The organism is Klebsiella sp. RCJ4 (assembly GCF_009025755.1).
GTDB classification, from domain to species: Bacteria; Pseudomonadota; Gammaproteobacteria; order Enterobacterales; family Enterobacteriaceae; genus Klebsiella; species Klebsiella michiganensis.
The window spans coordinates 302,827-321,971 of the sequence record NZ_WCIN01000042.1; the positions used below are offsets into that span (position 1 = coordinate 302,827).

Consider the following 19,145-nt stretch of genomic DNA (forward strand, 5'->3'; position numbering starts at 1 on the left):
CCCCCCTCTCTCCTTACGCGTGGGGAGAGAGGGCTGGGGTGAGGGAAACGCCTGACCCCAGCCCTCTCAGGTAAAAACATTAATTGAAGGTTAATACTATGAAAGCATTACATTTTGGCGCAGGTAATATCGGTCGTGGCTTTATCGGCAAACTGCTGGCGGACGCGGGGATACAGCTGACGTTTGCGGATGTAAATCAGGTCGTGCTCGATGCCCTGAATGCCCGTCATAGCTACCAGGTTCACGTGGTCGGCGAGAATGAGCAGGTCGATACCGTTTCCGGCGTTGACGCCGTCAGCAGCATCGGCGACGAAGTTGTAGAGCTGATTGCCAGCGTGGATCTGGTGACCACCGCCGTCGGCCCGGTCGTGCTGGAACGCATCGCCCCGGCGATTGCCAAAGGCCTGGCCAAACGTAAGGCGCAGGGGATTACCGCCCCGCTGAATATCATCGCCTGCGAGAACATGGTCCGCGGCACCACCCAGCTGAAGGGTCACGTTTTTAACGCCCTCGCCGAAGAAGACAAAGCCTGGGTTGAAGCCAACGTCGGCTTCGTTGATTCCGCCGTTGACCGCATCGTTCCGCCATCTGCTTCCGCCACTCACGATCCGCTGGAAGTCACCGTGGAAACCTTCAGCGAGTGGATTGTCGATAAGACCCAGTTCAAAGGCGAACTGCCAAACATCCCAGGTATGGAATTAACCGATAACCTGATGGCATTTGTCGAACGTAAGCTATTCACCTTAAACACCGGACATGCTATAACCGCCTACCTCGGAAAACTGGCGGGTCATCAGACGATTCGCGACGCGATTCTTGATGAGCACATTCGCGCCGTGGTCAAAGGCGCCATGGAAGAGAGCGGCGCGGTGCTGATCAAACGCTATGCCTTTGATGCGCAAAAGCACGCCGCTTACATCCAGAAAATTATCGGTCGTTTTGAGAACCCGTATCTGAAGGATGACGTTGAGCGCGTTGGCCGCCAGCCGCTGCGCAAACTGAGCGCGGGCGACCGCTTAATTAAGCCGCTGCTCGGTACGCTGGAATACGGCCTGCCGCACCGCAATCTGGTGAAAGGGATCGCCGCTGCCATGCACTTCCGCAGCGAAGAAGACCCGCAGGCGCAGGAACTGGCGGCGCTGATTGCCGAGAAAGGCCCACAGGCCGCGCTGGCGCAGATTTCGGGTCTGGACGCAGCAAGCGAGGTGGTGGCGGAAGCCGTTAACGACTATAACGCCACCAAATGAGGCAAGACCTGGCGCGGTCCGAACCGCGCCCATTACTCATGTCAGATATGCAGGCAATAATGGAAGAAACACAGGCATTTGAAAACCGTGTGCTTGAACGTCTGAATGCTGGCAAAACCGTAAGAAGCTTCCTGATCGCCACCGTTGAACTGCTGACGGAAGCGGTCAATATTCTGGTGCTTCAGGTATTCCGTAAAGACGACTACGCGGTGAAATACGCAGTGGAGCCGTTGCTGGACGGCGACGGGCCGCTTGGCGACCTTTCTGTACGCCTGAAGCTGATTTACGGCCTTGGGGTGATTAGCCGCGCCGAATATGAAGACGCTGAACTGCTGATGGCCCTGCGCGAAGAGCTGAATCACGACGGTAATGAGTATAGCTTTACCGACGATGAGATCCTCGGACCGTTCGGCGAGCTGCACTGCGTCGCCGCCCTGCCGCCCACGCCGCAATTTGATGAGAGCGATGCTGAACTGCTGGCAATGCAAAAGCTGCGCTACCAGCAGGTCGTACGTTCCACAATGATGCTATCTCTGACCGAGCTGATTTCTAAAATCAGCTTAAAAAAAGCCTTTCAAAAATCAACGCTCTGATTCTGGCTCTTGCTGGTCGCACGTCGGCCGATAAAGCTGACGATAATACTCAAGACGCCGCAGAAATAGCGCTTCTTTATCTGCCGGGATATCCGGCGGTATATGCTGCAAACGCGGAGATTTTTTTAGATATTCCATAAAAGCCTGACTTGAAGCCATAAAATCTACGGCTTTATCAATAATGCGCGGTACGCTGTCGCCTATTTTTGCCATCACGCTCTCCTCCTTTGGGGGAATGATCCTATTAAGGATTAGCCAAAAACAGGGTTTCAGATGAGGAAAACGTGCTGAATGGCCGTCAGGCTTCACAGAAATGGATATTCGCCGACTCTGGGTTAAAATGATTTTTATGTTCAATAAGTTATAATATGCCGCTGCGGTTGTTATGAGCAAAAAACGGCGACGTTTTGATAAATAACTACCCACAACCCAAGCGACAGCACATACTATAGTCTGATAACGCCCCTTTCTTAATAGATTAAGCCACCATGAAAGAAGTCGAAAAAAACGAAATTAAACGTCTGAGCGATCGTCTCGACGCTATCCACCACCAGCAGGCCGACCTGTCCCTGGTCGACGCCGCAGAAAAATACGCCGAGCTGGAAAAAGAGAAAGCCACCATTGAGACGGAACTCGTTCGCCTGCGTGAGGTTCAGGGCCAGAAGCTGAGCAAAGAAGCGCAAAAGCTGATGAGCATGCCGCATCGCCGCGCCATCACCAAAAAAGAGCAGGCCGATATGGGTAAGCTCAAGAAAAGCGTACGCGGTCTGGTTGTTGTCCACCCGATGACCGCGCTGGGCCGCGAAATGGGCCTCAAAGAGATGACCGGCTTCTCAAAAACCGCGTTCTGATATCTTCATCCCGTGAATCTCCCGGCTCGCGCTACGCTTAGCCGGGCTACGGGTTCACTGCCCTCTGCGGACCGGTAGCCCGGATAGATGCGCAGCATCGCCTCCGGGAAATTCAGCTACTCTGCGCTCTGCTCCCCGGTCGCGGCTAACGCCTTACCGGGGCTACGGGTTCACCGCCGTCTGCGGGCCGGTAGCCCGGACAGATGCGCAGCATCGCCTCCGGGACAGGCTCTGTTTCAAACGTCATTCCCCACTAATTGGCCCTACCAATGTTTTCTTAAATCGTCCAATGGTTCACATATCCATCATTTTTCGTCACAGACATATTGCTCATCAATAACATTTGATTAACTATTCGTTGTCGTTAATCCTACAATCGCAATTTGGCTGGGCCAGTTTTACAAATGATGTGACCTGCTAAGAGCGCAAGACTCAGCACGGCATCATAACGGCCCGATGGAGACCTGCATGAACCTCTGGCAACAAAATTACGATCCGGCCGGCAACATCTGGCTATCGAGTCTTATCGCATCGCTACCGATTCTGTTTTTCTTTTTTGCCCTGATAAAGCTCAAGCTGAAAGGGTACGTTGCCGCGACCTGGACCGTGCTCATTGCGCTCTCCGTCGCCCTGCTGTTCTACAAAATGCCGGTTGACCACGCGCTGGCCTCCGTCATCTACGGCTTCTTCTACGGCCTGTGGCCAATCGCGTGGATTATTATCGCCGCGGTCTTCGTCTATAAAATCTCGGTGAAAACCGGGCAGTTCGACATTATCCGCTCATCGATTTTGTCGATTACCCCGGATCAGCGTCTGCAAATGCTGATTGTCGGTTTCTCCTTCGGCGCGTTCCTCGAAGGGGCCGCCGGTTTTGGCGCGCCGGTCGCCATCACCGCAGCGCTGCTGGTGGGGCTCGGCTTTAACCCGCTGTATGCGGCGGGCCTGTGTCTGATCGTTAACACCGCGCCGGTCGCGTTTGGCGCGATGGGCATTCCGATTCTGGTCGCCGGACAGGTGACGGGCCTCGACAGCTTCGAAATCGGCCAGATGGTTGGCCGTCAGCTGCCGTTCCTGACCATCATCGTCCTGTTCTGGATCATGGCGATTATGGACGGCTGGCGCGGCATTAAAGAGACCTGGCCTGCGGTCATGGTCGCCGGCGGCTCCTTTGCTATCGCTCAGTACCTCAGCTCTAACTTCCTCGGCCCGGAGCTGCCGGACATTATCTCTTCGCTGGTATCGCTGGTCTGTCTGACGCTGTTCCTCAAACGCTGGCAGCCGGTACGCATCTTCCGCTTCGGCGATATGGGCGCATCGCAGGTCGATATGAACCTGGCCCGCACGCATTACACGCCGGGACAGGTGGTTCGCGCCTGGTCGCCGTTCCTGTTTCTGACCGCGACGGTGACCCTGTGGAGCGTGCCGCCGTTCAAAGCGCTCTTCGCCCCCGGCGGCGCGATGTACGATTTTGTGATTAATATTTCCGTGCCGTTCCTCGACAAGATGGTGGCCCGCATGCCGCCGGTGGTTAGCGAAGCCACGCCGTACGCCGCGGTCTATAAGTTTGACTGGCTCTCCGCCACCGGCACCGCCATCCTGTTCGCCGCGCTGCTTTCCATCGTCTGGCTGCGCATGAAGCCAAAAGACGCGATCTCGACCTTTGGCAGCACGCTGAAAGAGCTGGCGCTGCCGATTTACTCCATCGGCATGGTGCTGGCGTTCGCCTTTATTTCCAACTATTCCGGTCTATCCTCAACGCTGGCGCTTGCGCTGGCGCACACCGGTCATGCATTTACCTTCTTCTCGCCGTTCCTCGGCTGGCTGGGGGTATTTCTGACCGGTTCGGATACCTCGTCTAACGCGCTCTTTGCCGCGCTGCAGGCTACGGCGGCCCAGCAGATTGGCGTCTCCGATATCCTGCTGGTCGCAGCGAACACCACCGGCGGCGTGACCGGGAAAATGATCTCTCCGCAGTCTATCGCCATCGCCTGTGCGGCGGTCGGTCTGGTAGGTAAGGAGTCCGATCTGTTCCGTTTTACCGTCAAACACAGCCTGATTTTCACCTGTATGGTCGGTGTTATCACCACGCTGCAGGCGTATGTCTTAACCTGGATGATCCCGTGATAGTGATGCCAAAACGCCTTGCCGACGACGTCGCCCGTCGTGTGCGGGCGCTGATTGAAGAACAAAAGCTGGAGGCTGGCATGCGATTGCCCGCCGAACGTCAGCTGGCGGCGCAGCTGGGCGTATCGCGCAATTCGCTGCGCGAAGCGCTGGCGATGCTGGTCAACGAAGGGGTGCTGCTCAGCCGTCGCGGCGGCGGCACCTTCGTGCGCTGGCAGCACGAAGCGTGGTCGGAGCAAAACATCGTTCAACCGCTGAAGACGCTGCTCTCCGACGACCCCGATTACAGCTTTGATATTCTCGAAGCCCGTCACGCCATCGAAGCCAGTACCGCCTGGCATGCGGCGATGCGGGCAACCGATGCCGAAAAAGAGAAAATCCGCCTCTGCTTTGAAGCCACCCAAAGCGAAGACCCTGACCTGGCCTCGCAGGCCGATGTCCGCTTCCATCTGGCGATCGCCGAAGCGTCGCACAACGTGGTGCTGCTGCAAACCATGCGCGGTTTTTTTGACCTTTTACAGTCCTCAGTCAAGGAGAGCCGCCAGCGGATGTATCTCGTCCCGCCGGTCTTCGCTCGCCTGACCGAACAGCACCAGGCGGTCATGGAGGCGATTATCGCCGGTGACCCGGAAGGTGCCAGACAGGCGATGATGGCCCATTTGGGCTTTGTTCACGCCACCATCAAACGCTTTGATGAAGACCAGGCCCGCCAGGCGCGAATTACCCGCCTGCCCGGTGACCATAACGAAAATTCCAGGGAGAACTTGTGATGATTATTTCCGCCGCCAGCGACTACCGCGCCGCCGCACAGCGTATCCTGCCACCGTTCCTGTTCCACTATATCGACGGCGGCGCTTACGCCGAGCACACCCTGCGCCGCAACGTTGAGGACCTGTCCGACGTCGCGCTCCGCCAGCGCATTCTGCGCAATATGTCGGACCTGAGCCTGGAAACCACCTTATTCAACGAAAAGCTGGCGATGCCAACGGCGCTGGCGCCGGTGGGGCTGTGCGGGATGTACGCCCGCCGCGGTGAAGTGCAGGCCGCCGGCGCGGCGGATGAAAAAGGTATTCCGTTTACCCTCTCTACCGTTTCCGTCTGCCCGATTGAAGAGGTCGCCCCGACCATTAAGCGCCCGATGTGGTTCCAGCTGTACGTCCTGCGCGACCGCGGTTTTATGCGCAATGCGCTGGAGCGGGCGAAGGCGGCGGGCTGTTCAACGCTGGTCTTTACCGTCGATATGCCGACCCCCGGCGCGCGCTATCGCGATGCTCACTCCGGGATGAGCGGCCCGAACGCGGCAATGCGCCGCTACTGGCAGGCAGTGACCCATCCGCAGTGGGCATGGGACGTCGGGTTAAACGGCCGTCCGCACGATTTGGGCAACATCTCCACCTACCTCGGCAAGCCGACCGGTCTGGAGGATTATATCGGCTGGCTGGCGAATAACTTCGATCCTTCGATTTCCTGGAAAGACCTTGAGTGGATCCGCGACTTTTGGGACGGTCCGATGGTGATCAAGGGGATCCTCGATCCGGAAGACGCCCGCGATGCGGTGCGTTTCGGCGCTGACGGGATCGTGGTTTCCAACCACGGCGGCCGCCAGCTCGACGGCGTGCTCTCTTCCGCTCGCGCTCTGCCCGCGATTGCCGACGCGGTTAAAGGCGATATCACAATTCTTGCCGACAGCGGTATTCGCAACGGCCTTGATGTGGTGCGGATGATTGCCCTCGGCGCCGATAGCGTGCTGCTGGGCCGGGCTTATCTGTATGCGCTGGCCACGCACGGCAAACAGGGCGTCGCCAATCTGCTGAACCTGATCGAGAAAGAGATGAAGGTGGCGATGACGCTGACCGGCGCGAAAACCATCGGCGAAATCAGCCGTGAATCTTTAGTCCAGAACGCCGATGCGCTGCGGACCTTTGATGCGATCAAAGCGGGAAACGCGGCGGTTATCCCTGACCCTCACCCACAGGGAGAGGGAACCGTCCGGCAGGCGGGTTAACGTCCTCATCAGGCCATCCGGCTCACAGGCCGGCGCCGGTTTTCTCCCGCCCCCTTTTCGGGAAAGGGGCGGGATGAGGGTTAGCCAAATATCTGCTATTCTGCCCCCGCAATTAAGGGGGCAGCATGCTTAACATCGTCTTATTCGAACCAGAAATCCCGCCAAATACCGGGAATATCATCCGCCTGTGCGCCAACACCGGCTTCAATCTGCATATTATCGAACCCATGGGTTTTGCCTGGGACGATAAGCGTCTTCGCCGCGCAGGTCTGGATTACCACGAGTTTGCCGCCGTCCAGCGCCATGGTGATTACGCCGCCTTTATTGAAAGCGCAAAGCCGCAGCGCCTGTTCGCCCTGACGACCAAAGGCACGCCGGCGCACAGCGCGGTAAGCTATCAGGACGGCGATTTTCTGCTGTTTGGCCCGGAAACCCGCGGACTGCCGGGCAGCATTCTTGATGCTCTGCCGGCAGAACAAAAAATCCGTATTCCGATGATGCCGGACAGCCGCAGCATGAACCTGTCAAATGCGGTGTCGGTGGTGGTCTATGAAGCCTGGCGCCAGCTGGGCTATCCCGGCGCGGTGCTGCGCAGCTGAGCTCGCTTTCTCCCGGAGGCGGCGCGTAGCGCCTGTCCGGGCTACCAGACAGCGCTCGGTTTTGTAGCCCAGACAGATGCGCAGCATCGCCTCCGGGAAATCAATCAAATACCGTCGCCGTACTCGAAGGTATGGTGTATGCCGTTAAAGTGCTGATCCATATCCATCGCGGGCTTATCGCTCTCCGGCTTGCCCACAATGCGTGCGGGAACGCCTGCGGCGGTAGTATGCGGCGGCACCGGCTGTAGCACCACCGAACCCGCGCCGATTTTTGCCCCGCGTCCGACTTCGATATTGCCGAGGATTTTCGCCCCGGCGCCAATCATCACCCCTTCGCGAATTTTCGGATGACGATCGCCGCTGGTTTTACCGGTACCGCCCAGGGTCACGGATTGCAGAATCGATACGTCGTCTTCAATCACCGCCGTTTCGCCGACGACGATGCCGGTGGCGTGGTCCAGCATGATCCCGCGACCAATCTTCGCCGCCGGGTGGATATCCACCTGGAACGATACGGAAACCTGATTTTGCAGGAAGATCGCCAGCGCCCGACGCCCCTGATTCCACAGCCAGTGGCCGATACGATAGGCCTGCAGCGCGTGGAATCCTTTCAGATAGAGCAGCGGGGTGGAGTATTTATCCACCGCCGGGTCGCGCGTTCGCACCGCCTGAATATCGCAGGCGGCGGAGGCGATCATTTCCGGGTCGGCGGCGTAGGCCTCTTCCACCACTTCACGAATCGCGATGGCGGGCATGATCGGAGAAGCCAGTTTATTCGCCAGCATATAGCTCAGGGCGCTGCCGAGATTTTCGTGCTTGAGTAGCGTGGCGTGGTAAAAACTGGCGAGCATTGGCTCACAGTCAGCTAAAGCCCGAGCTTCGGCTTTAATATTATTCCAGACGATATCCAGTTCTTCACACGGCATTGCTGACTCCAGACGATATAATAATGACCGGCCAGTTCTTTGCTGGCCGGGTCATTCAGGTGATCCAGGTTCCATCGCAGTTAGTTGCTACGCTCGTCCTTGCGTGCACGACCTAATAAGGTCAATGCTGCCTCGCGCGCAATTTTTCCGCAATACAATACCTGATAAATTTCCTCGGTTATTGGCATTTCGACGCCTAAACGCTGCGCCAGAACGCGAACCTCTTTGGTATTGCGATAGCCTTCAACCACCTGGCCAATCTTCTCCTGCGCGCTTTGCACATCCATGCCCTGACCGAGCATCATGCCGAAGCGGCGGTTACGCGACTGGTTATCGGTGCAGGTGAGCACCAGATCGCCTAAGCCCGCCATCCCCATAAAGGTCTCCGGATCGGCGCCCAGGGCCTCCCCGAGGCGCGACATCTCAACCAGCCCGCGGGTAATCAGCGCGGTACGCGCGTTGGCGCCAAAGCCGATGCCGTCAGACATGCCGGCGCCGATAGCGATGACGTTTTTCACCGCCCCGCCGAGCTGCACGCCGATAAAGTCCGGGTTGATATAGACGCGGAAGCTCTTGCCGCAGTGCAGCAGGCTTTGCAAATCGTCAGCGAACTGCGGATCCGTCGACGCCAGCGAGATCGCCGTCGGCAGGCCTGCCGCCAGCTCTTTCGCGAAGGTCGGGCCGGAAATCACCGCCAGGGGGATAGCGTCGCCCAGCGCTTCACGGGCCACGTCCTGCAGCAGGCGCCCGGTTTCCGCTTCCAGACCTTTCGTCGCCCACACCAGGCGAGCGTCGGGGCGCATCAGCGGTTTAATCTGCCGCAGCACCTGGCCGAAAACGTGGCTCGGCACGACGACGAGGATATCGCGGCTGGCCGCCAGCGCGGTCGCCAGATCGCTTTCCAGATGCAGCGTGTCGGGGAAAGGAACGTCAGGAAGAAATGCGGCGTTGCAGCGGTCGTGCTGCAGCGTCGCAATATGTTTCGGGTCATGGCCCCACAGCACAACGTGGTGGCCATTTCTTGCCAGGGTGATGGCAAGAGCGGTGCCGTAAGAGCCGGCACCGATCACAGTCATTGCAGCGTTAAGCGCGTTCATCAGGCATCCTGATGTTGTTCAGCACCTTCGCCAGCCTGCTGCTGCAGATAGTTCATAAACAGCGCATCGAAGTTCACTGGCGCAAGGTTCAGTTGCGGGAAGGTGCCGCGGGAAACCAGGCTGGTGATGCACTCACGCGCGTACGGGAACAGAATGTTCGGGCAGTATGCGCCGAGGCAGTGCGCCATCTGGGTGCCGTCGATGCCTTCGATGGAGAAAATACCGCCCTGCTGTACTTCGCACAGGAATGCGGTTTCTTCGCCCAGAGAGGCGGTTACGGTCACGCGCAGCACCACTTCATACACGCCTTCAGCCAGCTGGCTGGAAGCGGTATCCAGATCAAGTTTAACTTCCGGCTGCCAATCTTTCTGGAAAACTTGCGGCGCGTTCGGCGCTTCAAAAGAAATATCTTTGGTGTAGATGCGCTGAATCTGGAAAGTCATTTCGGTGCTGTTTTGTTCTGACATAGTAAAACCCTTTCGTGTTGTCCTTAAGTACGCCCGTCCAATGGGGATGAGCGCAAAAATTAGCGCAGGAGGGGATCGAGTCCACCACGTGAATCAAGCGCGTACAAGTCGTCACAGCCGCCAATGTGCTGCGCATCAATAAAAATCTGCGGAACCGTCGTTCGACCGCTGCGCTGAATCATCTCTTCACGCTTCGCAGCATCGCCATCGATAGGCAACTCGTTGAACGTCACGCCCTTGCTGTTCAGCAGCGCTTTTGCACGTACGCAGAACGGGCAGGTCGCTTTGGTATAGATATCAATATTGGCCATGACTTCACTCCTGTTTTTACCCCCGAGAGTTTTACGCCGCAGGCGTTGTTTTCCCGCTGACGAATAGCCGCCGCAGGGAAAACCGCGCTACGCCATAAAGACGCGGGTAAATTATTTACCGCGTACCAGCGGAAGGTTCTCGCCGCTCCAGCCAGCGATGCCTTCTTTCAGTACGAAGACCTTTTCAAAACCGGCTTTGTTCAGCGCGCTGGCGGGTTCTTGCGCCTGCATACCTGAGCCGTCTACCACTATAATGGGTTGTGCTTTGTGCTTTTCCAACTCGCCGACGTTATTTGCTTTGATATCGCTCGGCAGCAGGTTAATAGAACCCGCAATGTGGCCTTTACGGAAATCGTCACGCTGACGCAGGTCGACAACCACGGCATCTTCTTTGTTGATCAGGCGCGTCGCTTCACCGCGGGTGATGACTTTAACTTTCGACATCAGCCCTTTAAAGGTGGTGAACAGCACCGCCACCAGCAGCGCGACCCACGCGATGCTCAGGACGGGGTGACGGCTGATGAATTGCATAATTTCTTGCATGGGGGGTTACAACTCCCGACTAAGTGATAAAAAAACCAGGGAAGGAGTATACCTGTGCATTGCGGCAAATACAGCCAGTGAGCGCGATGTAATGTATTTTCTGCGGCCCGTCACGAAAAAAAACCGCTCTCGCCGCGGCAATGCGCTCTGGCCGCCCTCTTTCTTTGATCTTTTACGGTGATTTGATCGATTCAGCTGTAGTAAAATTACGCAAATTTTCTGTCTTTGAGCATGAGGTTGTCGCAATGTCGGTTTCTAAAAAACCTATGGTACTGGTCATTCTGGATGGCTATGGCTATCGTGAAGACCAGCAGGATAATGCTATTTACAGCGCCAAAACCCCTGTTATGGACGCACTGTGGGCGAAACGTCCGCATACCCTGATTGATGCTTCAGGCCTGGAAGTCGGTCTGCCGGATCGTCAAATGGGCAACTCCGAAGTGGGCCACGTCAACCTCGGCGCGGGCCGTATCGTGTATCAGGATCTCACCCGCCTGGACGTTGAAATCAAAGAACGCACCTTCTTCGCCAACCCGGTACTGACCGGCGCGGTCGATAAAGCCGTTGCCGCAGGCAAAGCCGTGCATATCATGGGCCTGATGTCTCCGGGCGGCGTCCACAGCCACGAAGACCACATCATGGCGATGGTTGAGCTGGCAGCCGAACGCGGCGCGGATAAAATCTATCTGCACGCCTTCCTCGACGGCCGCGATACTCCGCCGCGCAGCGCTGAAAAGACGCTGGCGAAATTCGAAGACAAATTTGCCGCGCTGGGCAAAGGCCGCGTCGCCTCGATCGTTGGCCGCTACTACGCCATGGACCGCGACAACCGTTGGGACCGCGTTGAGCAGGCTTACGATCTGATGACCCTGGCAAAAGGCGAGTTCCAGGCCGATACCGCCGTTGCGGGCCTGCAGGCCGCTTATGCGCGCGATGAAAACGATGAGTTCGTGAAAGCGACCGTTATTCGCGCTGAAGGCCAGGCCGATGCGGCGATGGAAGACGGCGATGCGCTGATTTTCATGAACTTCCGCGCCGACCGCGCGCGCGAAATTACCCGCGCCTTCGTTAACGCCGATTTCGACGGCTTCGCCCGTAAGAAAGTGGTGAACCTCGATTTCGTCATGCTGACCGAGTACGCCGCGGACATTAAAGTCGCCTGCGCTTATCCGCCGGCATCTCTGGTGAACACCTTCGGCGAATGGATGGCGAAGAACGACAAAACCCAGCTGCGCATCTCCGAAACTGAAAAATACGCTCACGTGACCTTCTTCTTCAACGGCGGCGTTGAAGAGCCGTTCAAAGGCGAAGAGCGCATTCTGATCAATTCACCGAAGGTCGCCACCTACGATCTGCAGCCGGAAATGAGCTCCGCTGAGCTGACCGAAAAACTGGTTGCCGCCATCAAGGGCGGTCAGTTCGACACCATCATCTGTAACTACCCGAATGGCGATATGGTTGGCCACACCGGCGTAATGGAAGCCGCCGTTAAAGCGGTCGAAGCGCTGGATGACTGCATCGACCAGGTGAGCAAAGCCGTTGAATCCGTTGGCGGACAGCTGCTGATCACCGCAGACCACGGCAACGCCGAGCAGATGCGCGATCCGGCCACCGGCCAGGCGCACACCGCGCACACCAACCTGCCGGTTCCGCTGATTTACGTTGGCGATAAAAACGTCAAAGCGGTCAGCGGCGGCAAACTTTCCGACATCGCGCCGACCATGCTGACGCTGATGGGAATGGAAATCCCGCAAGAGATGACTGGCAAGCCGCTGTTCATCGTGGAATAATCCTTCCCCATGAGGGGAAAGGCGACGTATTCAACTACATGGATCGCAACGGCAGTTCGATCCGTCTTTTACGCCAGCGCGCTTAGCGCTGGCGTATTGCTGTGCGCCGCATCTGCTCACGCCGACGATCGCGACCAGCTTAAATCCATTCAGGCCGATATCGCCGCTAAACAGCGGGCGATTAAGCAGCAGCAGCAGCAGCGCGCTTCCCTGGTCGCCCAGCTAAAAGCGCAGGAGGAGGCCATCTCCGCCGCCGCGCGCAAGCTGCGCGAAACCCAGGAAACGCTGAACCAGCTGAATAAGCAGATCGACGAAATGAACGCCGCGCTGGCCAAGCTGGAGCGTCAGCGCGCCTCGCAGGAGCGTAACCTTTCCGCGCAGCTCGACGCCGCGTTTCGTCAGGGGCCGCATACCGGCATCCAGATGATCCTCAGCGGCGAAGAGGGGCAGCGTAATCAGCGCCTGCAGGCCTACTTTGGCTATCTGAACCAGGCGCGCCAGGAAACCATCGCCCAGCTGAAGAAAACCCGCGAAGACGTGGCGGTGCAAAAATCGATGCTGGAAGAGAAACAGAGCCAGCAGCAAACCCTGGTGTACGAACAGCGCGCCCAGCAGAGCAAGCTGGAGCAGGCGCGCAACGAGCGTAAAAAGACCCTCGCCAGCCTGGAATCCTCCATTCAGCAAGGCCAGCAGCAGCTCAGCGAGATGCGGGCTAACGAATCACGCCTGCGCGGCCGTATCGCCCAGGCGGCGGCGGCGGCCAAAGCGCGGGCGGATCGCGAAGCCCGCGAAGCGCAGGATGTGCGCGATCGCCAGCAGGAAGCCTCGCGTAAAGGCACCACCTACAAACCTACCGAAAGCGAACGCTCGCTGATGTCCCGCACCGGCGGACTTGGCTCACCGCGCGGCCAGGCATTCTGGCCGGTTCGCGGCTCAATTCTCCATCGCTATGGCGAACAGCTGCAAGGTGAACTACGTTGGAAGGGGATGGTTATCGCTGCGTCTGAAGGCACCGAGGTCAAAGCCGTTGCCGATGGTCGGGTTATTCTCGCCGACTGGCTGCAGGGCTATGGCCTGGTGGTGGTCGTTGAACACGGCAAAGGCGACATGAGTCTTTACGGCTATAACCAAAGCGCGCTGGTCAGCGTCGGCACTCAGGTCCGGGCGGGCCAGCCGATCGCTCTCGTAGGCAGCAGCGGCGGTCAGGGCCGTCCGTCGCTCTATTTCGAAATTCGCCGCCAGGGTCAGGCGGTCAATCCACAGCCGTGGTTGGGAAGATAAGTTTTGCTTCAATTTCGCAGAATTGCACTCGCGGTAACCGGTACGCTGGTTATGGCGTCGCCGGTTTTTGCCGGCAAACTCTCCATTGTTATCGACGACTTTGGCTATCGTCCACAAACGGAAAACCAGGTGCTGGCGCTGCCAGCGACGATCTCCGTTGCCGTCCTTCCTAATGCGCCCCACGCCCGAGAAATGGCGACCAAAGCGCATAATCTCGGCCACGAGGTGCTCATCCACCTGCCAATGGCGCCGCTCAGCAAACAGCCGCTGGAAAAAGACACCCTCCGCCCGGATATGAACAGCAGCGAGATAGAGCGCATTATCCGCGAAGCCTACGGTAAGGTTCCGTACGCCGTGGGGCTGAATAACCATATGGGCAGCGCCATGACGTCGAATCTCTTCGGTATGCAGAAGGTGATGCAGGCGCTCGAGCGCTACAATCTCTACTTCCTCGATAGCGTCACCATCGGCAATACCCAGGCCATGCGCGCGGCGCAGGGCACCGGCGTAAAGGTGATTAAGCGTAAGGTTTTCCTCGACGATACCCAAAACGAAGCGGATATCCGCTATCAGTTCAACCGCGCTATCGCTTTGGCGCGGCGCAACGGCTCCGCCATTGCTATCGGCCACCCGCACCCGACAACGGTGCGCGTGCTGCAGCAGATGGTGTATAACCTGCCGCCGGATATCACTCTGGTTCGCCCGAGCAGCCTGCTCAACGAGCCGCAGGTGGATACCTCAACGCCGAACACAGCGCCGCCGTCCGTTCAGCCGCCGCGCAATCCGTTCCGCGGCGTGAAACAGTGCAAATCTAAGCGCCCGCCGGAGCCGGTCAACGCCAGCCGCTTCTTTACCATTCTTAGCGAAAGCATCACTCAGAGCACGCTGGTGCAGTATTACCAGCTAAAGTGGCAGGGCTGGGATAAGCCCACAAACTAAATCATCCGGGAATCCGTGTGCTTATCCGCCGCGGACTCCGGCTTGTCCTGATGGGCATACCAGGCTTTAAAGTATTTAAGAAAGCTGTAACAGGTCGCGTAAAGCCCGGTGACCACGCCAACCTTGCCCTTTCGCCACGCTCCGCTGAACAGATACCACTTAAAGAAAGCGCCAATCGCGCTGATCGCTCCGCGCGCAAGAGACGGCCTGATTTTCTGGTGTTTAACCAGCCGCGTGGTGTAGCTATTGAGCTTACTAAACACTTCATGCAGGGAGTAGAAGGTATTGTGGCGCACGAATCCCGGTAGCCGGGCAGAGTGCGTAAAGCCAACCACCTGATCGTCTACCGGCCGATCGTTGAACCTGGCGACGGAGCGATTAAACAAGCGAACCGGGAAATCCGGCGATGATACCGGATAAATGGTGCGCACCTCTTCACCCAGCACGAACCAGTAGCGCGGCAGACGCCATGCGCAGGCGGGGTCCGGCTCATCGCCGGCCTTGAGCGCCAGAATTGCCGCCACCACCTCGTCGTCAAGGATCTCATCGCTGTCCACACACAGCACCCAGTCGTGGCGGGCCAGGGAGGTCGCATAATTCATCTGCGTACCGTGAGCGGTATAAGGATGATGGTGAACGGAGAGACCGAACTGTTGGCAAATCTGCAGCGTAGCATCCGTACTGCCTGAATCGACGACGATAAATTCATCAGCCACCCTGAGCAGCGGTGGTAACACCTCCCGTAATAAGCGGGATGAATTACAGGTCAATAAGCATACAGAAAGTTTAAGCATAATCTTTATAGGGTTAAACCATGGTTAAACTGACTGTATAAACGAATAGGCGAGAAAGCGATTTAGAAAAAGTGCGGAGTGGATTAAGTATCACAAAATTGTAGGATAACTCTCAAAAAAGCGCCCGTGGGCGCTTTTTACCAACCTGACCGGGGCGGAATTAATCCCAGCTGAGAATGACTTTGCCAGACTGGCCGGAGCGCATCGCGTCAAAGCCCTGCTGGAAATCATCAATGCCAAAGCGGTGGGTGATGATCGGCGACAGATCGAGCCCGGACTGGATGAGCGCGGCCATCTTGTACCATGTTTCGAACATTTCGCGACCATAAATCCCTTTGATAAACAGCCCCTTGAAAATCACCTTGGTCCAGTCGATAGACATATCCGACGGCGGAATACCCAGCATGGCAATACGCCCGCCGTGGTTCATGGTATCGAGCATGGTGCGGAACGCCGGCGGCGCGCCGGACATCTCCAGACCCACGTCGAAACCCTCGGTCATGCCCAGCTCGGCCATCACATCGTTAAGGTTCTCTTTCGCCACGTTCACCGCCCGGGTGACGCCCATTTTGCGCGCCAGCTCCAGGCGATATTCGTTAACGTCGGTAATCACGACGTTGCGCGCGCCAACGTGTTTCGCCACCGCGGCGGCCATCACGCCGATCGGGCCGGCGCCGGAAACCAGCACATCTTCACCGACGAGGTCGAATGAAAGCGCGGTATGGACGGCGTTGCCAAACGGATCGAAAATCGACGCCAGATCGTCAGAGATATTGTCGGGGATTTTAAAGGCGTTAAACGCCGGGATCACCAGATATTCGGCAAAACAGCCCGGACGGTTGACGCCGACGCCCGTCGTATTGCGGCACAGATGCGTACGCCCGGCGCGGCAGTTACGGCAGTGGCCGCAGGTGATATGCCCTTCGCCGGAAACGCGGTCGCCCAGCTTAAAGCCGCGAACTTCCTGACCGATACCCACCACTTCGCCGACGTATTCATGCCCCACCACCATCGGAACCGGAATGGTCTTTTGCGACCACTCGTCCCAGTTGTAGATATGCACGTCGGTACCGCAAATCGCGGTCTTGCGAATTTTAATCAGCAGATCGTTGTGGCCGACTTCCGGTTCCGGTACGTCGGTCATCCAGATGCCTTCTTCCGCCTTCAGTTTGGATAACGCTTTCATCTCACACCCTCAGGCAATGACGCCCAGTTGTTTACCGATGCGGGTAAAGGCTTCCACCGCACGTTCAATTTGTTCAGGGGTATGCGCCGCAGACATCTGGGTACGGATACGCGCCTGGCCTTTTGGTACCACCGGGTAGAAGAATCCGGTGACGTAAATACCTTCTTTTTGCAGCTCGCGAGCGAACTGCTGCGCCACGGTGGCTTCACCGAGCATCACCGGGATAATGGCGTGATCGGCGCCCGCAAGGGTAAACCCTGCCGCGGTCATTTTTTCACGGAACAGGCGCGCGTTAGCCCACAGACGATCGCGCAGCTCGCTGCCCGCTTCCACCATCTCCAGCACTTTGATGGAGGCGGCGACAATCGCCGGCGCCAGCGAGTTGGAGAACAGATACGGACGCGAGCGCTGGCGCAGCCACTCGACGACTTCTTTACGCGCGGCGGTATAGCCGCCGGACGCGCCGCCCAGCGCTTTACCCAGCGTACCGGTGATAATGTCGACGCGGCCCATCACGTCGCAGTACTCATGGGAGCCGCGGCCGTTTTCACCCACAAAACCTACGGCGTGCGAATCATCGACCATCACCAGCGCGTCGTATTTATCCGCCAGATCGCAGACGCCCTTCAGGTTGGCGATCACCCCGTCCATGGAGAACACGCCGTCGGTGGCGATCAGCATATGGCGCGCGCCGGCTTCACGCGCCTCTTTCAGACGGGCTTCCAGCTCCTGCATATCGTTGTTGGCATAGCGGAAGCGCTTCGCTTTACACAGGCGCACGCCGTCGATGATCGACGCGTGGTTCAGGGCATCGGAGATAATCGCGTCCTCTGCGCCGAGCAGGGTTTCAAACAGGCCGCCGTTGGCGTCGAAGCAGGAGGAGTACAGAATCGCATCTTCCATACCGAGAAAATCGGCCAGCTTCTTCTCAAGCGCTTTGTGGCTGTCCTGGGTACCGCAGATAAAGCGCACGGAGGCCATGCCGAAGCCGTGGCTGTCCATCCCGCTTTTCGCGGCGGCAATCAATTCCGGGTGGTTCGCGAGGCCGAGATAGTTATTGGCGCAGAAGTTAATGACCTGGCTGCCGCCGACGGTGATATCCGCCTGCTGCGCCGAAGTGATAATCCGTTCTTCTTTAAACAACCCTTCCGCGCGCGCGGTATCCAGGTCATTGGTTAACTGTTTGTAGAAATCCCCACGCATTGCAACTCTCCAGATTCGGCAAAATTTGGCACATATTACCTAAAGCTATACGCTGATACGAGATGATGCATTACTGCATGAATTATTTGCAGCATAAATCACGAGTCCCTCTCTACCTTATCGGCGAATGGCTGAAGCCTTTCCGATGTAGTGATATGATAGGAGTATTCATGTCCGGATTGTCTCTGGACTACCAACTTCAAAGGTTACAGTTATGATCATCGTTACCGGCGGCGCAGGCTTTATCGGCAGCAATATCGTTAAAGCGCTGAATGACCAGGGTATTACCGACATTCTGGTCGTAGATAATCTGAAAGACGGGACCAAATTCATCAATCTGGTGGATTTGAACATTGCCGACTACATGGATAAAGAAGACTTTCTGATCCAGATTATGGCGGGCGAAGAGTTTGGCGATATCGACGCTATTTTCCATGAAGGCGCCTGCTCTTCCACCACGGAGTGGGACGGCAAGTACATGATGGATAACAACTATCAGTATTCCAAAGAGGTACTGCACTACTGTCTGGAGCGTGAAATCCCGTTCCTGTACGCCTCTTCCGCAGCGACCTACGGCGGCCGCACCAGCGACTTTATTGAATCCCGCGAATACGAGCAGCCGCTCAACGTTTACGGCTACTCCAAGTTTCTGTTTGATGAATACGTCCGTCAGATCCTGCCGGAAGCGAACTCGCAGATTGTCGGCTTCCGCTATTTCAACGTCTACGGGCCGCGCGAAGGCCATAAAGGCAGCATGGCCAGCGTCGCTTTCCATCTGAACACCCAGTTGAATAATGGCGAAAGTCCGAAACTGTTCGAAGGCAGCGACGGCTTCAAGCGCGACTTCGTCTACGTCGGCGACGTCGCGGCGGTGAACCTGTGGTTCTGGGAAAACGGCGTTTCCGGCATCTTCAACCTCGGCACCGGGCGCGCGGAGTCTTTCCAGGCCGTTGCAGACGCAACGCTGGCTTATCACCAGAAAGGCAGCATCGAGTACATTCCGTTCCCGGATAAACTCAAAGGCCGCTATCAGGCGTTTACCCAAGCGGATCTGACTAACCTGCGCGCAGCGGGCTACGATAAACCGTTTAAGACCGTTGCCGAAGGCGTAACGGAATATATGGCCTGGCTCAATCGCGACAATCATGCGAATTCATAAAATCATTCGAGCGGTATCAAGGCGGCAACT

General features: G+C 57.4%; 20 protein-coding genes. 11 read left to right on the forward strand and 9 right to left on the reverse strand.

Annotation, left to right across the window (positions count from 1 at the left end):
- Positions 1–98 precede the first annotated feature (98 nt).
- Positions 99–1,247 (forward strand): mannitol-1-phosphate 5-dehydrogenase, encoded by a 1,149-nt coding sequence (mtlD, locus tag F8562_RS22210; RefSeq protein ID WP_032751687.1) that lies wholly within the window; start codon positions 99–101, stop codon positions 1,245–1,247.
- The gene (mtlR, locus tag F8562_RS22215) at positions 1,244–1,840 is read left to right on the forward strand and encodes a mannitol operon repressor MtlR (protein WP_014227228.1); all 597 of its coding nucleotides are present in this window, start codon (positions 1,244–1,246) and stop codon (positions 1,838–1,840) included. Before mtlD ends, mtlR begins: the two co-directional genes overlap by 4 nt.
- Here the strand turns inward: mtlR and F8562_RS22220 are convergent.
- Entirely contained in the window at positions 1,829–2,053 is a 225-nt protein-coding gene (locus F8562_RS22220) for a hypothetical protein (protein ID WP_004855451.1), read from the reverse strand. The genes mtlR and F8562_RS22220 overlap by 12 nt on opposite strands.
- A gap of 275 nt (positions 2,054–2,328) precedes the next feature.
- On the opposite strand from F8562_RS22220, the gene F8562_RS22225 reads away from it, so the two are divergent.
- The 5 genes from F8562_RS22225 to trmL all read left to right on the forward strand — a co-directional run bounded on the left by F8562_RS22225 (position 2,329) and on the right by trmL (position 7,419).
- Positions 2,329–2,691: a YibL family ribosome-associated protein gene (locus F8562_RS22225; protein WP_014227229.1), complete on the forward strand. Its 363-nt coding sequence runs from the start codon at positions 2,329–2,331 to the stop codon at positions 2,689–2,691.
- 468 nt (positions 2,692–3,159) lie between these two features.
- Complete coding sequence (gene lldP / locus F8562_RS22230; RefSeq protein ID WP_038423856.1) at positions 3,160–4,815, forward strand: L-lactate permease; 1,656 nt, start codon at positions 3,160–3,162, stop codon at positions 4,813–4,815.
- On the forward strand, positions 4,812–5,585 hold the full coding sequence (gene lldR, locus F8562_RS22235) for a transcriptional regulator LldR (protein ID WP_014227231.1): 774 nt from the start codon (positions 4,812–4,814) through the stop codon (positions 5,583–5,585). The genes lldP and lldR overlap by 4 nt, the downstream gene beginning before the upstream one ends.
- Entirely contained in the window at positions 5,585–6,820 is a 1,236-nt protein-coding gene (gene lldD / locus F8562_RS22240) for an FMN-dependent L-lactate dehydrogenase LldD (protein ID WP_014839783.1), read from the forward strand. The genes lldR and lldD overlap by 1 nt, the downstream gene beginning before the upstream one ends.
- Before the next feature lie 125 nt (positions 6,821–6,945).
- Positions 6,946–7,419, forward strand: a complete 474-nt coding sequence (gene trmL, locus F8562_RS22245; RefSeq protein WP_014227233.1) for a tRNA (uridine(34)/cytosine(34)/5-carboxymethylaminomethyluridine(34)-2'-O)-methyltransferase TrmL — start codon at positions 6,946–6,948, stop codon at positions 7,417–7,419.
- A 104-nt stretch (positions 7,420–7,523) separates the two neighbouring features.
- Here the strand turns inward: trmL and cysE are convergent, their stop codons facing one another.
- The 5 genes from cysE to F8562_RS22270 form a co-directional block, all read right to left on the reverse strand.
- Positions 7,524–8,345, reverse strand: coding sequence for a serine O-acetyltransferase (gene cysE, locus F8562_RS22250; protein ID WP_004106845.1), 822 nt, complete (start codon positions 8,343–8,345; stop codon positions 7,524–7,526).
- A gap of 80 nt (positions 8,346–8,425) precedes the next feature.
- Positions 8,426–9,442 carry an NAD(P)H-dependent glycerol-3-phosphate dehydrogenase gene (gene gpsA, locus F8562_RS22255; protein ID WP_004855462.1) on the reverse strand — a complete coding sequence of 339 codons (1,017 nt, stop codon included), beginning with the start codon at positions 9,440–9,442 and terminating at the stop codon, positions 8,426–8,428.
- Positions 9,442–9,909 (reverse strand): protein-export chaperone SecB, encoded by a 468-nt coding sequence (secB, locus tag F8562_RS22260; protein WP_004106849.1) that lies wholly within the window; start codon positions 9,907–9,909, stop codon positions 9,442–9,444. Before secB ends, gpsA begins: the two co-directional genes overlap by 1 nt.
- 59 nt (positions 9,910–9,968) lie before the next feature.
- Complete coding sequence (gene grxC / locus F8562_RS22265; RefSeq protein WP_004106850.1) at positions 9,969–10,220, reverse strand: glutaredoxin 3; 252 nt, start codon at positions 10,218–10,220, stop codon at positions 9,969–9,971.
- Positions 10,221–10,331: 111 nt separating this feature from the next.
- Positions 10,332–10,763, reverse strand: coding sequence for a rhodanese-like domain-containing protein (locus F8562_RS22270; RefSeq protein WP_004126582.1), 432 nt, complete (start codon positions 10,761–10,763; stop codon positions 10,332–10,334).
- Positions 10,764–11,008: 245 nt separating this feature from the next.
- Here F8562_RS22270 and gpmM point away from each other — a divergent pair, with 245 nt between their 5' ends.
- From gpmM to F8562_RS22285, 3 genes are read left to right on the forward strand one after another with little or no spacing between them, the layout of a single operon-like run.
- Positions 11,009–12,553 (forward strand): 2,3-bisphosphoglycerate-independent phosphoglycerate mutase, encoded by a 1,545-nt coding sequence (gene gpmM / locus F8562_RS22275; RefSeq protein WP_014839784.1) that lies wholly within the window; start codon positions 11,009–11,011, stop codon positions 12,551–12,553.
- A 9-nt stretch (positions 12,554–12,562) separates the two neighbouring features.
- Positions 12,563–13,834, forward strand: coding sequence for a murein hydrolase activator EnvC (envC, locus tag F8562_RS22280; protein WP_025107808.1), 1,272 nt, complete (start codon positions 12,563–12,565; stop codon positions 13,832–13,834).
- Positions 13,835–13,837: 3 nt separating this feature from the next.
- Entirely contained in the window at positions 13,838–14,773 is a 936-nt protein-coding gene (locus F8562_RS22285; RefSeq protein ID WP_025107809.1) for a divergent polysaccharide deacetylase family protein, read from the forward strand.
- Here F8562_RS22285 and F8562_RS22290 read toward each other — a convergent pair.
- From F8562_RS22290 to kbl, 3 genes are all read right to left on the reverse strand, one after another.
- A complete protein-coding gene (locus F8562_RS22290; RefSeq protein WP_042934221.1) occupies positions 14,770–15,567 on the reverse strand; it encodes a glycosyltransferase family 2 protein in 798 nt (265 codons plus the stop codon). The two genes, F8562_RS22285 and F8562_RS22290, sit on opposite strands and share 4 nt — an antisense overlap.
- Before the next feature lie 160 nt (positions 15,568–15,727).
- Positions 15,728–16,753 (reverse strand): L-threonine 3-dehydrogenase, encoded by a 1,026-nt coding sequence (gene tdh, locus F8562_RS22295; protein ID WP_004855475.1) that lies wholly within the window; start codon positions 16,751–16,753, stop codon positions 15,728–15,730.
- Between the two features lie 9 nt (positions 16,754–16,762).
- Positions 16,763–17,956: a glycine C-acetyltransferase gene (gene kbl / locus F8562_RS22300; RefSeq protein ID WP_014839786.1), complete on the reverse strand. Its 1,194-nt coding sequence runs from the start codon at positions 17,954–17,956 to the stop codon at positions 16,763–16,765.
- 214 nt (positions 17,957–18,170) lie between these two features.
- Between kbl and rfaD the strand changes: the two genes are divergently transcribed.
- The gene (gene rfaD / locus F8562_RS22305; RefSeq protein ID WP_014227239.1) at positions 18,171–19,115 is read left to right on the forward strand and encodes an ADP-glyceromanno-heptose 6-epimerase; all 945 of its coding nucleotides are present in this window, start codon (positions 18,171–18,173) and stop codon (positions 19,113–19,115) included.
- The last annotated feature ends 30 nt before the right edge of the window (positions 19,116–19,145 follow it).